The sequence below is a fragment of the Desulfoplanes sp. genome (assembly GCF_054921335.1).
Map to the genome: position 1 here is coordinate 44,759 of NZ_JBUDSQ010000012.1, position 16,127 is coordinate 60,885.

At 55.7% G+C, this 16,127-nt stretch carries 14 protein-coding genes and 1 pseudogene; 13 read left to right on the top strand and 2 right to left on the bottom strand.

Annotation, left to right across the window (positions count from 1 at the left end; translation table 11 throughout):
* The first annotated feature begins 173 nt into the window (after window positions 1-173).
* Entirely contained in the window at window positions 174-1,049 is an 876-nt protein-coding gene (locus tag ACY692_RS04400; protein ID WP_462324130.1) for an LOG family protein, read from the top strand.
* 33 nt (window positions 1,050-1,082) lie between these two features.
* Here the strand turns inward: ACY692_RS04400 and ACY692_RS04405 are convergent, their stop codons facing one another.
* A complete protein-coding gene (locus ACY692_RS04405; RefSeq protein WP_462324131.1) occupies window positions 1,083-1,538 on the bottom strand; it encodes a universal stress protein in 456 nt (151 codons plus the stop codon).
* A 276-nt stretch (window positions 1,539-1,814) separates the two neighbouring features.
* On the opposite strand from ACY692_RS04405, the gene tgt reads away from it, so the two are divergent.
* The 5 genes from tgt to panF are packed head-to-tail and all read left to right on the top strand — an operon-like array spanning window position 1,815 to window position 8,854.
* On the top strand, window positions 1,815-2,936 hold the full coding sequence (gene tgt / locus ACY692_RS04410; RefSeq protein ID WP_462324132.1) for a tRNA guanosine(34) transglycosylase Tgt: 1,122 nt from the start codon (window positions 1,815-1,817) through the stop codon (window positions 2,934-2,936).
* Between the two features lie 2 nt (window positions 2,937-2,938).
* On the top strand, window positions 2,939-3,934 hold the full coding sequence (tsaA, locus tag ACY692_RS04415) for a tRNA (N6-threonylcarbamoyladenosine(37)-N6)-methyltransferase TrmO (protein ID WP_462324133.1): 996 nt from the start codon (window positions 2,939-2,941) through the stop codon (window positions 3,932-3,934).
* A complete protein-coding gene (locus tag ACY692_RS04420) occupies window positions 3,931-7,005 on the top strand; it encodes an ATP-binding protein (protein ID WP_462324134.1) in 3,075 nt (1,024 codons plus the stop codon). The genes tsaA and ACY692_RS04420 overlap by 4 nt, the downstream gene beginning before the upstream one ends.
* Before the next feature lie 29 nt (window positions 7,006-7,034).
* Window positions 7,035-7,385, top strand: coding sequence for a YhdT family protein (locus tag ACY692_RS04425; RefSeq protein ID WP_462324135.1), 351 nt, complete (start codon window positions 7,035-7,037; stop codon window positions 7,383-7,385).
* Entirely contained in the window at window positions 7,382-8,854 is a 1,473-nt protein-coding gene (gene panF / locus ACY692_RS04430) for a sodium/pantothenate symporter (protein WP_462324136.1), read from the top strand. Before ACY692_RS04425 ends, panF begins: the two co-directional genes overlap by 4 nt.
* 126 nt (window positions 8,855-8,980) lie before the next feature.
* On the opposite strand, the gene ACY692_RS04435 is transcribed toward panF, so the two are convergent.
* A complete protein-coding gene (locus ACY692_RS04435; protein ID WP_462324137.1) occupies window positions 8,981-9,694 on the bottom strand; it encodes a DUF6125 family protein in 714 nt (237 codons plus the stop codon).
* Window positions 9,695-9,853: 159 nt separating this feature from the next.
* Here ACY692_RS04435 and ACY692_RS04440 point away from each other — a divergent pair, with 159 nt between their 5' ends.
* The 7 genes and pseudogenes from ACY692_RS04440 to ACY692_RS04470 all read left to right on the top strand — a co-directional run.
* The gene (locus ACY692_RS04440; RefSeq protein WP_462324138.1) at window positions 9,854-11,278 is read left to right on the top strand and encodes a sigma-54-dependent transcriptional regulator; all 1,425 of its coding nucleotides are present in this window, start codon (window positions 9,854-9,856) and stop codon (window positions 11,276-11,278) included.
* Between the two features lie 60 nt (window positions 11,279-11,338).
* Window positions 11,339-12,365 (top strand): annotated as a pseudogene (locus ACY692_RS04445) (methyl-accepting chemotaxis protein); the annotation flags it as partial.
* Window positions 12,366-12,969: 604 nt separating this feature from the next.
* A complete protein-coding gene (locus ACY692_RS04450) occupies window positions 12,970-13,584 on the top strand; it encodes a CheR family methyltransferase (protein ID WP_462324139.1) in 615 nt (204 codons plus the stop codon).
* Entirely contained in the window at window positions 13,581-14,168 is a 588-nt protein-coding gene (locus ACY692_RS04455) for an MBL fold metallo-hydrolase (protein WP_462324140.1), read from the top strand. The genes ACY692_RS04450 and ACY692_RS04455 overlap by 4 nt, the downstream gene beginning before the upstream one ends.
* 3 nt (window positions 14,169-14,171) lie before the next feature.
* Window positions 14,172-14,486 (top strand): hypothetical protein, encoded by a 315-nt coding sequence (locus ACY692_RS04460; RefSeq protein ID WP_462324141.1) that lies wholly within the window; start codon window positions 14,172-14,174, stop codon window positions 14,484-14,486.
* On the top strand, window positions 14,479-15,264 hold the full coding sequence (locus ACY692_RS04465) for a ParA family protein (RefSeq protein ID WP_462324142.1): 786 nt from the start codon (window positions 14,479-14,481) through the stop codon (window positions 15,262-15,264). Before ACY692_RS04460 ends, ACY692_RS04465 begins: the two co-directional genes overlap by 8 nt.
* Before the next feature lie 109 nt (window positions 15,265-15,373).
* Window positions 15,374-16,127, top strand: a 754-nt coding sequence (locus tag ACY692_RS04470; RefSeq protein WP_462324143.1) for a PAS domain-containing protein, incomplete at its 3' end; no start/stop codon positions are given.

The window sequence follows — 16,127 nt, forward strand, 5'->3', positions numbered from 1 at the left end:
CGGGAGGGGACGAACTTTCGGGCCAAATACCCCATTTCCTCATACCGGTCCAATGGGAATTTGCCCTCCCCAAAAAAAGCAGATTGTAATTCAGTCTGTTATTGCATATCATTGTCAAATTCCATCGTCAGGACCGACTATCCCCTTCCGCCCATTGTTCCGGAGGTACTCCAATGACACGTCCACCACGCAAGAGCCCCTTCCCTTCCGCCCATGAAGACGCCAAGTCGGCCGGTCTGCATGTGGGTACGCCCCAATGTACTTCCCCATCCTACAGACTGGCTTTCCAGGACGACGAGTTCGTCCTCCGCGACGAACTCCGGCCGGTCCGGCTCCAGCTCGAACTCATGAAGCCAGAACTCCTACTCCAGGAAAACAACATCAAATCGACCATCGTGGTCTTTGGCAGTGCCCGGCTCAAGGAGCCGGAAGAGGCCCAAAAAGAGGTCGAACGTCTCCAAGAATTGTGCACGGCATGCCCCGAGCGGGAGGATTATTCCGTACTGCTCAGACGTGCCCAAAATGGGCTCAAGTATTCCATGTACTACAATGAATCCAGGAAACTGGGCCGGCTCATCTCCCAAAACACCGAGGACAACAGTCTGGTGGTCATCACCGGGGGCGGCGAGGGCATCATGGGTGCGGCCAACCGCGGGGCCCATGACGTGGGGGCCAAGAACATCGGCCTGAACATCGTCCTCCCCTTTGAGCAACGGCCCAACGAGTACATCACCCCGGAACTCTCCTTCCAGTTCCACTATTTTGCCATCAGAAAGATGCACTTTCTCATCCGTGCCCGTGGCATGGTCGCCTTTCCCGGTGGATTCGGCACCATGGACGAACTTTTCGAGAGCCTGACCCTCATCCAGACCGGCAAGGTCAAACCCTTTCCGGTCCTCCTCTTTGGCCGAGAATTCTGGGACAGGGTCATCAATTTCGAGGCCCTGGTCGAGGCCGGGACCATCTCGGAGAAAGACCTGCGCCTCTTCCAATACGTGGAAACCGCCGAGCAGGCATGGGACATCCTGTCGACGGCCAATGGATATTGAGAGGAGTGCGCAGGTTGCACTCCGCACTCCCCGCTATTTCTCACACCCGTCCCTGCCTCCGGCCGGGACGATCATCGCCGGGCAGCAGGCCCTTCTGAGAACCCCTTCGGACACACTGCCGAGGAAAAATCGTTCCAGCTTCCCCTTGTTGTGGGCCCCCATGACGATCAATTCGGCTTCCATGTCCCGGGCCTTTTTGATGATCGTCCCCACGATCTCTCCTTCATACAGGGACGAGGAACATTCATATCCGGCATAGCGCAATTGCCGGACCTGTTCCTGGAGCAAGGCATGGGCCTTGCCGCAATGGGCGGGCATGGGTTCTTCGATAAGACGGGGCCCAGGAAGATATCCGGTCAATGCGGGATCGACCCGAATGACATGGATGAGATGGATCTTACCGGTAAAGGTCCCGGCAAAAAGTTTGGCCATTTCCAGAACATCTTCGGTCATGGTGGAAAAGTCCACAGGCACGAGAATGGATCGCATGGTTTCCTCCTGGGGTGGTAGGATGGGTTTTCCTGCCCCCTATCACGTCAGGAGGACGAGGACAAATAGTTGCTCCATTGTAATGCGTTATCGCCCTCAAACAGCGTATCTGCGGAGATGCCGCGCACACCCCCCCGCCCCCGCATCCCTGACCTGTTCCGGCATCTCCACTTGCTGGTCGGCTAAAGATTGCGTAGTTACTCGGGCTCATAACAAAAAGCGGACACGGATCGTCCTTTTTTCCGCCCCCCTCATACCGTTTTCGGAGCACCACTCTTGAATACCAATACCCCCCTTTTCACCTGTGAAGCCACGGACGGCCAAGCCAGGGCCGGCACCCTGGTCACACCCCACGGAACCATCAAGACCCCCATCTTCATGCCCGTGGGTACGTTGGGAACGGTCAAAAGTCTCGATCCCCATGACCTGTACGCCATGGGGGCCCAGATCATCCTGGGCAACACCTACCATCTCTATCTGCGCCCCGGTGACGAAATGATCGCCCGACGGGGCGGGCTGCACAAATTCATGCGCTGGGACAAACCCATCTTGACGGACAGCGGCGGGTTCCAGGTCTTCAGCCTGGCGGGACTACGGACCATCACCGACGAGGGCGTGGAATTCTCTTCGCACATCGACGGGTCCAAGCATTTCTTTTCCCCGGAAAAGGTCATTTCCATCCAGAAGAACCTGGGTTCGGACATCATGATGGTCCTGGACGAATGCGTACCCTATGGCGCGGATCACGACTACACGGCCAAATCCCTCAAAAAAACAACGGCCTGGGCCAAGCGGTGCCGGGCCGCCTATACAAGGGGTGAAACCGGGGACCAGCTCATGTTCGGGATCATTCAAGGGGGATTCTTCAAGGACCTCCGCAGCCAAAGCGCCGAGGAGATCATGTCCATTCCCTTTGAAGGATATGCCATCGGAGGACTGAGCGTGGGCGAATCCAAGACCGAGATGCTGGACATGCTCGAACACACCACTCCTCTCCTGCCCACGGAAAAACCCCGCTATCTGATGGGGGTGGGCGCACCCATGGACCTGGTCAACGGGATCAAAAACGGCGTGGACATGTTCGACTGCGTCCTGCCGACCCGCAACGCCCGTAACGGCACCCTGTTCACCTCACAGGGCAAAGTGAACATCAAGCGGGCCCAGTACAAGGAAGACGACTCTCCCCCCGATCCGGAATGCTCGTGCTACACCTGCCGGAACTTTTCCAAGGCCTATCTGCGCCATCTCTATGTTTCCAGGGAACTCCTCTCCTACCGGCTGAACACCATCCATAATCTCCATTTTCTTCTCGATCTGGTCACAAAGGCGCGCAGGGCCATTTTTGCAAACCGTTACGGGGCTTTTTACAGCCACTGGAAAACCATCTATCCGGAATAATCATGTCCCAGACGCCCATGCATCTCACTCCCATCGGCCGGGTCCGTTCACCATTCGCCAATCGCAAGGAATGCCCCAAGCAGGCCGGAGACAACGATCCTGTCTCGCGTATTGAAATCGCAACCGAGTATCTCCCTGCCATGCACTGCCTGGAAGTCGGTCAGGAGATCATCGTCCTGACCTGGCTGGACCGGGGGGACCGCACCGTTCTCCAATGCCATCCCCAGGGAAATCCCGACCGGGCCATGCACGGGGTCTTTGCCACCCGTTCACCCGACCGTCCCAACCCCATCGGGCACCACCGGGTGACCATCCGAGAAATCCGGGGCAATGTCCTGTCCGTCCATCCCATGGAGGCCATGGACACGACTCCGGTATTGGATATCAAACCGGTGTTACTGCCCGGACGCAGGCCCGGCACCCCTTCTCCCGCTCAAAAATGGATAGAGGCCATCATACAAACGGGCCGTGACGGATGGCGCCGGGGATTGTTCAACGGAATGAACGGGAACATCAGCGTCAGAACGGACGAACACATGCTCATAACCGGTACGGGCAGCGCCAAGGGCCACCTGACGCCCAAGGACCTGACCCTCATGGACCTGGGTACCCACAGGGTCGAATCCGGCCCGCCGCAGTCCTCGGAAACACCGGTCCACCTGGCCGTTTATGCCAGCCAGCCCGAAGCCCGGGCCATCGTCCACACCCATCCCCCCCACCTACTGGCCCTCTCCCTGTGCCGGAACAACGACAATCTTCTTGATCTTCCCCTGTTCGAGGGCAAGGTCTTCGTCCAAAAAATGATCCCGGTCCCGGCAACCATGCCCGGAACCGAGGAATTGGCCAAGGCCGTGGGCACTGCATCCCTGACCCACCCCTGCATCTTCATGGAAAACCACGGCCTCGTGGTCTGGGCTGATGGTCTGGTCACTGCACTGGCCCTGACCGAAGAGATCGAAAGCCTGGCACGCATCCAACTTTTGGGCAGGACACAATGATACCCTGCACACAACATCTTTCCGACCGCGGACCGTCGAGGAGAAAGGAAAACGCATGGTTACGCTACGTTCCTTTCGTGCTCGTCTTCCTATGCACGCTTTTTCCGGTCCGGGCAGAGGGGGCCGAGTTTCCCAAACGGCAACGTATCCTTGTCCTCAATTCCTACCACCCGGGGTACGTTTGGTCGGACAGCATTGTCGACGGAATCTTCAATGTATTCGAAGAATACAGGGATAAGGTAAATATATACATTGAGTACATGGACAGCAAGCACCACCAAAGCCGTGTCTATTACGAAAAACTGCGCACCCTGTTCCACCATAAGTACAAGCATTTGCACTTTGATCTGATCATCGCTTGTGACGACAATGCCGTCGATTTTCTTCTAAAGTACAAGAAGGGACTCTTTTACAGCACCCCTGTCATTTTTTGCGGGATCAACGACATGCATACCGCCACCCGGGCGATTGAAATGGGGATGCGCGGTGTCTTCGAACAGTGGAGCGACAAGGAGAATCTCGATCTCGCCCTGGACCTCTTTCCCAAGACAAAACACATCGCGGTCATTGCGGACACCTCCCCCACGGGCAGGGGCGGGCTGGACCGGATCCAGCGGCTGGAAAACGAGTATGCGGACAGGGTCGATTTCACCTACATAGCGCCCAAGAGTATTGAACACATCCAGGAATGTTTGGCTAGCCTCCCCCCGCATACCGTCATTCTATACACGGTCCTGTTCAGGACCATGGACGGAAAGTGGTTTTCCCACCGCCGCGGCGCACAAATTGTTGCACAATCCACAGACAAGCCCATCTTTGTCATTTCGGATTTCAGTGTTGTTCAGGGGGTTGTCGGAGGACATGTTGTCAGCGGATACCATCAGGGGGCAAGGGCAGCCGAGATGGGTCTGCAGGTACTCATGGTTAACCAACGGCCACCCGGGTTACACAGGGCTGTCAAGATCGACACCTTGCTTTTCGACTCCAGCGGCCTGGAACGGTTCGGGATCCCCCCTTCACAACTCCCTGACGGCAGTCTGATAATAAACAAACCATTTAGTTTCTACCAAGCCTACAGGCCCTGGATATGGCTGACCATTCTATTCATCGCCCTGGAAACCCTGCTCATCGTTCTCTTTGCCCTGAACCGCAGGCACCTCAAACAGGCAAAAGAGGAGGTCGACCAGACCAACGATCGGCTCGATCTGGCCATCCGGGGAACAGAGCAGGCCCTCTTCTACTGGGATGTCGTCGCCGACACCATCGTTTTCAAATATTTCTGGAAAGATATCCTCGGCTACCCCGATGAACTCCGGGCCCCCGGCATCAAAGAGTGGCATACCCATATCCATCCCGAGGACGTCCACATTCTGGAAACGGCCAGGATGGACCATCTACAGGGGAATACCCCCTTTTATGAACAGGAATTCAGGGTACGCAGGGCCGACAACACGTGGTGCTGGCTGGTCGCGCGGGGAAAGATCATGGAAACGGCCCCCGACGGGACGCCCCTCCAGGTTACCGGTACCCTGCGGGATACCACCGAACGCAAACAGACCGAACAAAAACAGCAGCGTCTCGTTGCCGCCCTGGAGCAATCCGAAGAGGCCATCGCCATCTGTGACACCCGAGGCATGATCCATTCCATCAACCAGGCCTTTGCCGATTTTTACCATGTCGACCCGGAAACCGTCCGATCCACCCCCATATGGAACATCGCGCCCCTGTTCAACAGCGGCCCCATGTGGGACAGCCTTGAAACGGACAAGGGATGGCGGGATCATATCCAATCCACCTTTGATGGGGATGCAACCTATGATCTCGAGGTCAAGGGATCGCCTATCAAGGACGATCGTGGAACGACCGTGTGTTACATTTTCAGTCAACGGGATGTGACCAGGGAAACCCAGCTGGAAACCCAGCTCAGACAGGCCCAGAAAATGGAGGCCATCGGCCAGCTGGCTGGGGGGATCGCCCACGACTTCAACAACCTTCTCCAGGTCATCATCGGGTACACGAGCAAGATTGTCGAGGATCCGACCATTGTCGCTGACAACAAAAACCGTTTGGAAAAGATCTCCGATGCGTCCGGAAAGGCTGCCAACCTTGTCAGGCAATTGCTCATCTTCAGCCGACGGGACATGGTCTCCCGGAAGGTCGTCAACCTGAACGGCGTGATTGCAGAGGTTCTCAGCCTGCTCAAGAGGACCATAGGGGAACAGACCGAGATCACATTCGATCCCTTTCCCGCTCTACCCAAAATAGAGGCCGACACCAGTCAGCTCCACCAGATCATCATGAATCTGTGTGTCAATGCCAGGGATGCCATGCCCGAGGGGGGGACTATCCATATCACCACCACCCATGTCTGTCTGGTCCGGGATTTTATCGACGACCATCCATGGGCCCGCCAGGGCTGTTTTGTCCGCCTCGAGATCAGGGATACGGGCATGGGGATCCCCCCCGAGGTCCGGGAACACATGTTCGAACCCTTTTTCACCACCAAGGAGACGGGCAAGGGTACCGGTCTCGGACTGGCCACTGTCTACGGGATCGTCAAAAGCCATGAGGGATTGATCCACGTGGACTCGACACCGGGCAAGGGCACGGCATTTGTCATCTACCTTCCGGCCACGGACGCCCAAGAGAACCAGGCCACGGAGAACTGCGGGCCGGATATCCTTACTCCTTGCGCCGCGACCATTCTCATGGCCGAGGACGACGAGATGGTCCGTTCCCTGACCAGGGAGGTCCTTGAAGACCTTGGATATACGGTCATCGAAGCCCGGGACGGGAACGAGGCGGTAGAATTATTCAAGCAACACAACGGATCCATCGACCTGGTTCTCCTGGACGTGATCATGCCCGGAATGACCGGCCAACAGGTATGGGAAAAGATCCAGACCATCCGTCCCGATCTTCCGGTCATCTTCAGCAGCGGCTACAGCTTCAACGAACTCAAGGAAAATACGATCATCGCGGAAAAGGGAAGACTGATACAGAAGCCCTACAGCCCGGATCAACTCATGGAGACCATCGCCAAGGCCCTGGCCCCCTCAACAGAAAAATAATCTTCCCGACAAACAAGGATCCAGTCCCCATGCAGCAGGACCCACGTTTTAGCACCGCAGCCAAGGAGGCCCTTGCCTGCGTTCTTCTGACCATCGCCAATTTCATCTGGTGGTATGGGTTCGCCTATGGCCTGGGGAGCGGCCCGGCCGGATCGTATACCCCCATCCTGGGACTGCCGGCCTGGTTTTTCATGAGCTGCGTGGCCGGGGTCCCGGTCTTTGGGGTGGCCGCCTGGGGTATGGTACGATTTTGGTTTACGGATGTGGACCTGGATCCTGATGACCCCGGTGACCAAATTGGCCGGATTGACCTTGGTGAATCGGTCAATCCGGCCAAAAACAGAAACAATCATTCCCAGGATCAGGGGATACAATCATGAACCTCAACCTGGAAGTGCTCATTCCCCTGGGGGTCTATCTGGGTTTTGTCTATCTTCTGGCCGTGTATGCCAACAGGGTTTTGTCCCGTTCGGGAAATTTTCTGGAAGAATACTTCATCGGCAGCCGGTCCATGAACGGGATCATGCTGGCCATGACCTTGGTGGCCACCTACATCAGCGCGAGCAGTTTCGTGGGAGGGCCGGGTGTGGCCTATAAGATGGGGCTGGGGTGGGTGCTGCTGGCCATGATCCAGGTGCCCACGGCATGGCTGACCCTGGGGGTACTCGGGAAAAAGTTCGCCATCGTTGCCCGGCGCATCGACGCGGTGACCATCAACGATTTTTTGCGGGCACGGTACGAAAACAGGGCCGTGGTCATTCTGGCCACATTGAGTCTGGTCATCTTCTTCATCGCCGCCATGGTCGCCCAGTTCATCGGCGGGGCCCGGCTCTTTGAAACGGCTACGGGGTTGCCCTATCATGTGGGGCTGACCGTTTTTGCCGTGACCGTGGTCCTATACACGACCCTGGGGGGATTCCGGGCGGTGGTCCTCACTGACGTGGTCCAGGGGATGGTCATGCTCGTGGGGACGGGAGCCCTTTTTGTGGGCATCGTCCATATGGGCGGGGGCATGACCGCCATCATCCACAAAATGCAGGCCATCGATCCGGGGCTGATCACCCCGTTCGGGCCCAAGGATTTTCTGGCCAAACCCTTCATCCTCTCCTTCTGGGTCCTGGTCTGTTTCGGGGTCATAGGACTGCCGCACACGGCCGTGCGCTGCTTCGGCTACCGGGACAGCCGGTCCATGCACACGGCCATCGTGGTCAGCACCGTGGTGCTCGGCCTGCTCGTTCTGGGCATGCACCTGTGCGGGGCCCTGGGCCGGGCCATCATCCCGGATCTGACCGTGGGTGACAAGATCATGCCCGCACTGAGCCTGGCCATTCTCCCGCCCGTAGTGGCGGGCATCTTCCTGGCAGGCCCATTGGCAGCGATCATGTCCACCATCGATTCCCAGCTCATCCTGGCCTCGGCCACGTTGATCCGGGATCTGTACATCAATTATATACGCGGGGGCAAAGCCGCAGATGACAGCCGGTTGCATAGATTGAGTTTCTACTGCACCGCCCTTCTGGGCACCATCGTGTTTATCGCCTCCCTGCGCCCGCCGGACCTCATCGTATGGATCAACCTCTTTGCCTTCGGCGGCATGCAGGCCACCTTCCTCTGGCCCGTGGTCCTGGGCCTGTACTGGAAACGGGCCAATGCCAAGGGGGCCCTCTGCTCCATGTGTGCCGGTCTGGCCTCCTATTTCACCCTGGTCATCTGGATCAAACGGTTCATGGGCATGCACGTCATCGTGCCCACCCTGGCTGTCTCGCTGGTCGCTTTCGTTGTCGTCAGCACACTGACCAGGGGGCCGGAGGAGGGGATTCTTCGGATTTTTTTCTATAAAAAGGGATAGAAAAAGGGAGACGGGAATTTCTTCTGCCCCCTGCCCTCGTTTCTTCTGGCCCCATCAAAGGGCAGATATGGAATCTGCCCCTACACGGGTTTCTCCCGTCTCCGTTTCTCCCGTCTCCCCTTCCTTCTACCCTTCCATCTCGAACTTCCACGCGCAATACCATTCCTTGGGATGTTCATCCGGCGGACACCCGACACATGTCGTCTTGATCCGTGCATCGATCTCCCGAGCGAATCCCCGGTATTCGACCTTGCCCCCGGACTTGCAGGGATAGTCGTCCATGCCCTTGCGTTTTCTCGCTGTCTGCACCCGGCATTTGTTCATCCTGAAGACAAAGGAGGTTTCCGTCTCCTCGACGATCTCCCAGGTGTTGATATGCGCATACATGCGGTGGGACAAAGCCTTTTTCAATCCTTCCAGTCCCGGATTCTCGGGTAGTCCGAGGATCGCCTTGATCCGATGGGCCTCAAAGGGTGAAAAACGCATCCAACAGGTATCATTGACCCGTTTGGCGTCGTCCATACCACACCGGCTCTCTACCGCCTGGAACCACACACCGTCCGCTGCCAGCCATGAAGAATGCAGGGACTTGGCCAACGAATGCAGTTTTTGCTCATCCATCCCCGCAAACAGCTCTTCCCTGGTTTCCCTGCCAAAGACCCGGCACATCCGGTGTTCCAGAATGTGCCGCAACCGATCCCCGGCCTCGTGCTCCGCATCCAGGGCGGTTTCCAGACCTACCTGGTGCACGGCTTCGGCAAACCAGAGTCCATAATGGGCTGCCGTCTGACGGATCGTTTCGACAATCTGATCGATAAGGACGGATCGTTCCTCGGTCATTGTTACCCCCTTGATTCATGTTCCGTATAAGCAAAAAATCGTCATACAACATATATTCCACGTACACTCGATCGACACATTATTCCTTGTGAATATCACGGGTTTGGGCTAAAGAGTCAATGTCCCTTAGCCAAATGTTCCGACCCACCGGATCTTTGTATGACCGATTCTCCCCAAAACATCCTGACCATCGATGACCAGGCACCCATACGGGAGCTCTTCAGCACACTTGTGACCAAGGCCGGGCACAGACCATTCACGGCCAAGACCCTGGCCCAGGGACTGGATATCGCCTCGACCAAGGATATCGCAACAGTCCTCTTGGACATCCGCCTTCCCGACGGGAGCGGTCTGGACATCATCCAGGACTTGAGGAACATGCCTTCCAGGCCCGAAGTCATCGTGATCACGGGTTTTGCCGATCTCGATGGTGCGGAACGGGCCCTGACCCAGGGGGCCTTTGACTACGTGCCCAAACCGGTTTCCGTGAAGCAGATCGCTCTCATCCTCAAGCAGGCCCTGGAATACCGCAGAGAACGGCTCAAACGCGAGCCCACCAGACTGACCGCCCATACCCATATAATCGGCTCCAGCCCGACCCTGAAAAAGGCGTTGGATGAAATGGCCGAAGCGGCCCGGGGGGAACACAGCGTCTTGGTCACCGGGAGCACGGGAACCGGGAAGGAACTTTTTGCACGGGCGGTGCACGACAACAGCCCACGCATGGACAAACCTTTCGTGACCGTGGATTGCGCTGTCCTGACCGACAGCCTGGTGGAGAACGCCCTGTTCGGACACAGCAAGGGATCGTTCACCGGAGCGGTCAGCGACAAGGAAGGGCTGGTCGCACTCGCCCATGGGGGAACCCTGTTCCTGGATGAAATCGGAGAGCTTTCCGCCTCCAACCAGAAAGTCCTCCTGAGGGTTCTGGAGACCAAAACCTACCGGCGCATCGGTTCGACCAAGGAACGCACGAGCGATTTCAGGCTGGTCGCTGCGACGAACAAGGATCTGGACTCCCCGGCCGAACAAGAAAAATTCAGGAACGATCTCCTATTCAGGATCAGGTCCCACGAAATCCACCTTCCCCCGCTCAAAGCCCGTCAGGACGATGTCCGGCTGCTTGCCGAACACTACACGGCTACCATTTGCGGAAAGCTCGGGATGGCCGCGAAAACCCTCAGCCAAGGATTCCTGGAGACATTGCAAAGCTATGAATGGCCGGGAAATGTCCGCGAGTTGGTCAACCTCATGGAACGGGTCATTGCCAAAGCGGCCAAGGACCCGATCTTGCATCAGAAACACCTTCCCGTGAGCATGCGCGTGGCCGTGCTCAAAAACCAATTCCGCACCCCTGATCCCTCCTCTTCCATGCTCAATCCGGACAGCTCCCCCCTTTCCTTTGATCCCATCCCGGACTGGAAAAACTTCAAGGATCTCATGTACCATGAAACCGAGAGACGGTACTTCCAGGATCTCTGGAGCCACTTTGGCGGAGACGTCAAACACATCGCCCGGCAAGCCGGACTGACCCGCTCCCGGGTCTATTCCATCCTGAACAAATACGACATATCCAACGACTGACCCCCGACCGTTCTTCCCTTCCCAATCCACCACAGCCATTAACCATACTCCGGTACCGCCACCCGGCCCATTTTTGCCAGCGTCGCCTTTGCCGATGCAATGGCCAAGGGCGACTTCACGGCCAATCTGGACATTGACCAAAAAGACGAGATCGGTGTCCTGGCCAAGGCACTCAACAGCATGATCGACAAATTGCGCTCGACCATCCAGGAAGTGCAGTCAGGGGCCGAAAACGTCGCCTCCGGAAGCCAGGAGATGAGTTCTTCTTCGGAACAGCTTTCCCACGGGGCGACAGAACAGGCCGCTTCAGTAGAAGAAATCACCTCCAGTGCCGAACAAATGGCCTCAAACATCCGACAAAACACTGAAAACGCCCTGCAGACAGAAAAAATCGCCGTCAAGGTGGCCGAGGACGCCCAGAGTACCGGCACGGCCGTCGGCGAAACAGTCGGGGCCATGAAAGATATTGCCGACAAGATCTCGATCATCGAGGAGATCGCCAGGAACACCAATCTTCTCGCCTTGAACGCGGCCATTGAAGCGGCCCGGGCCGGAGAACACGGTAAGGGATTCGCGGTCGTAGCCGCAGAGGTCCGCAAACTGGCCGAGAATAGCGGCCGGGCAGCGGCCGAGATAAGCGAACTCTCCGGCACGAGCGTGGGCAAGGCCGAAGACGCGGGAAAAATGCTCGATGCCATAGTCCCTGAAATCAAGAAGACCGCCGATCTCGTCCAGGAAATAACAGCGGCCAGCAAGGAACAGGACGCGGGCGCGGAGCAGATCAATCAGGCCGTGCAGCAGCTCGACCAGGTGGTCCAACAGAACGCTTCGGCCTCTGAAGAGATGGCCGCCACATCCGAAGAACTCTCTTCCCAGGCCGAACAACTCCAAAAGACCATCGCCTTTTTCCATGTCGGAGAACAGGTATCCGCTACGTTGGCCACTGCCAACATCGCTAAGCACACAGCGCATCCCCCGAAAAAAAGCATGCTGCCCGGAGCACATTCTCCAAAATCTTCTCCCAAGGGAATAGAATTGCACATGGACGGCACCCCCCCCAGAGGATGACCATTTCGAGCGTTTTTAGCGGCGTAGTCAAACGATGGCTAGCCGGGGACCACCCGCTAGGCCAGCATCCCCCATACACGCCGTATACTCGGACCGATCAGAGGGGATAGCACAACCAATATCCAAACAATACTGCTGGACAGCGCATAATCCGGTTTTGCCCCAACCAGGACCCGGCGTGGGACTTTTTTCAAATATGAATTGAACGGATTCATATTGCTCATGAATAAAGTCACACACCGGGTCTTTTTTTATCTTCTAAAACACATGACATCTTGAAATATATACTCTTTTATACATGCTCTTTTCGGCACAATTATTGTTAATATCGAAATACGTTGCAAATGAACCAGGGATGGTTCCATCCAGCTCCCCCCACACGGGTGACCGGCCGCCCGAGGGGTTGGGGATGTGCCGGCGCATCCCCCACCCCTACCATCGCTAGCCGAAAAAATTTTTTCCTTTCCTGGAATAACTGTATTTTTTTATAAGGCATACCCAAAAACCCTACCCCAAAAAATAAAAAAAATAGGGTTGCTCTGTCGAACGAAAAAAGTTTAATATTTTTAAAATTATTGGTTTTTAAGCAAAATCATATATAAACAACCTATATACAAAAAGACATGGCATTTACATATTTCTTTAGGGATAAACTTACTTTGGATACCATACGGGATTACGCAATACCCTATCTTAGAACGAGACGTTTTATACATATATGGGATGCAGGAAGTGCAATGGGGCCAGAGCCCTATTCTCTTGCAATCGTTCTTAAAGAAAATATGGGCAACATGATGTTTAGAAATGTAAAAATACATGCAACCGACATTGATGGTAGCGATCAGTTCGAACCAATAATTGAAAAAGCTATATACCATATGGAACAGCTAAAAAGTGTCCCTCCCGAGATTCTCGATAAATATTTCACGCAAAACGATGACAAAAAACATTATACCATACACGAAGAGATCAGAAAGGCCCTGGATTTCGAGAAGCATGACCTTTTGTCCCTGCGCCCGGCCCGCACGGATTGTTCACTGATCATGTGCAAGAACGTGCTCCTCCACTTCACCCCGCAAGAACGGATCGACGTGATCAAGATGTTTTACGACGCACTGGAGGATGGCGGCTACTTTGTCACCGAACAGACCCAAAAACTTCCGGACGGGTGTGGGGATTTGTTCGAACAAGTGGTCTCCCATGCCCAATTGTTCCGAAAAAAAAGCGCGGCCCGATGAAAATCGAAAATCTCACCACCCAGAGCACCATATATACCTCGAACGTCTATCTTGTGCGCGGGGATTGGAACCAGCTCTCCGACATCAACACCCTTGTCGATGTCGGCCGGGATGAAACCGTAATGGAACGCATCGAATCTTCCCGAACAGGGGTCGGCAAAAAAAGGGTCGAGCAGGTGGTTCTCACCCACACCCATTACGACCACGTTTCCATGCTCGGACCGATCAAAAAAATCTATGCACCGCCGGTCTATGGGTATTCCAGGCACTACCACGGTATCGACAGGACCGTTGACGACGGAGACATCCTCACTATGGGGGACAGCGAGTTCGAAGTCATCCACTGTCCCGGCCATAGTCATGATTCGATTTGCCTATACAATCAGACCGAGGGGGTCCTATTTTCCGGAGACGCCCCCCTCGTGATCACAACCCCCGACGGATCGCATGAGCGCACATTCATTCATGTACTCGAACGGCTCTGTGATCTGGATATCAGAACCATATATTTCGGACACGGCCCCCCCCGTACAAAAAATTGCAACCAACTCCTCGGATCGAGTCTCCGTAACGCCAAGGCCTGAACAATGGACAACCTGACCATACAAAAATCCACCAACAACCATTCAGCCTTTGATTGGTCGAATATCGAGTACAAGACGTCCAGGATCGGCAAATTGCGCACCAAACGGCAAAACGACTCCTTGACCATCTTCTCCATCCAAATATTTCCAGAATATCAAGGACATGGATTTGGCACCAAAACCGTCGAATACCTGAAACAGAACTACTCAACCCTGATCGCCGATCATGTCCGACCAACGGCAAGGACATTCTGGGACAAAATGGGGTTTAAACCGCGTGCAACCGATCAATTCGTCTACACAAGTCGCCATGTATAAGCAGAACAAGATCATAGCCGTCCTCAACAACAAGGGCGGGACCGGCAAGACGACCACCTCGGTCAATCTGTCCGCCTTTCTGGCATTGCAGGGTCACCGGGTTCTTCTCATCGACATGGATTCCCAGGCTTCTGCCTCCATCGCCCTCGGGCTTGCATGGCACGAGCTTTCCCCTTCGCTTGCGGATCTCATCCAGGGGACCGTCGCTATAAATGGTGCCATACACCGGACCCAGCTGCCATCGCTGGACATCATCCCCGGGGCGATGGATCTGGCCAACACCGACATCATGCTGGCGGACATGCCCGGACGCGAGCAATTTCTGCAAAGGCTCATTGTTCCCATACGATCCAGGTACGACTATATCGTCTGCGACTGCCCGCCCTCACTGTCCCTGTTGCCCGTCAACGCGCTGGTCTGTGCGGACTATTACCTGGTCCCCATGGCACCCGAGTATCTGGCCCTCGAAGGGCTCATCAGTCTGCAGGAAGCCATCGGCCGGTTGTGTGGGGGCATGGAGCTGCGGATCAAACTCCTGGGGATTCTCCTGACCATGGTGCAACCGTGGTCCTGGTCGCAACGCAGGGTCATCAACCTGGTCCGGGACCATTACCGTTCCCAGATTTTCAATAGCGTCATCGCCCGAGAAAGCAATCTGTGTACGGCCCCGTCGCATGGATGTGATATTTTCTCGTTCAAAAAACGGTCAAAAGGGGCCAGGTTGTATCGGCAAACAGGCAGGGAAGTGCTCCAACGTCTCTCGACCGATTTGCGGTAAAAATTAGTAATTTTCCGTTCGTTCCCAGCACGACCCACCAGATACGAACGGTTGACAGAATACATCCCAGCACATCGTGCATAAACGCAGCCAGGGAGGATAGTACGCCATGTTCGGACGAAGCAAGCTGAAAGAAAGTATTTTCCATAGGACACAAGATGTTCCCTCGGAAAACCAGGATGGGTTTATAGGGGAAAAGGACCACAATTCCGCCGGGTCGCATGTTTCTGACCCAGCGACCAAGGGACTTGTTGAAAAGGGCAAACTGTTCGATCTCGTACCCACTCCGGTCATGGCCGTCGACATGGATTTCAACATCACCGGCATCAACGAGGCCGGGGCCCGTGCCCTGGGATTAACAACTGCAGAATGTGTGGGAAAAAAATGCTATTCCCTCTTCAGAACCAAGGACTGTCGCACCGAAAATTGCCAGGTCCACCAGGCCATGCTGCGCGATGAGGTCTGCACCAAGGATACTATAGCCCAGTTACCCAGCGGCGACATGCCGATCCGCTATACCGGCAGACCACTCAAGGACGATTCCGGCGCGATTGTCGGAGGTCTCGAGTACGTCCTTGATATCTCGAAGGAAATCGAGGTCACCAAAGGGGTAACCGACCTGGTCGAGGCGGCCAAGGACGGCAAACTGGATGCCCGGGCCGATGTCGCTGCGTTTGAAGGGAACTACGCCAAGATCGTCCAGGGCATCAATGACACCCTGGACGCGGTCATCGGCCCCCTGAACGTCTCCGCAGAATACATCGACCGCATCTCCAAGGGGGATATCCCGGCAAAGATCACCGACGACTACAAGGGTGACTTCAACGAGATAAAGAACAACCTGAACATGTGCATCGACGCGG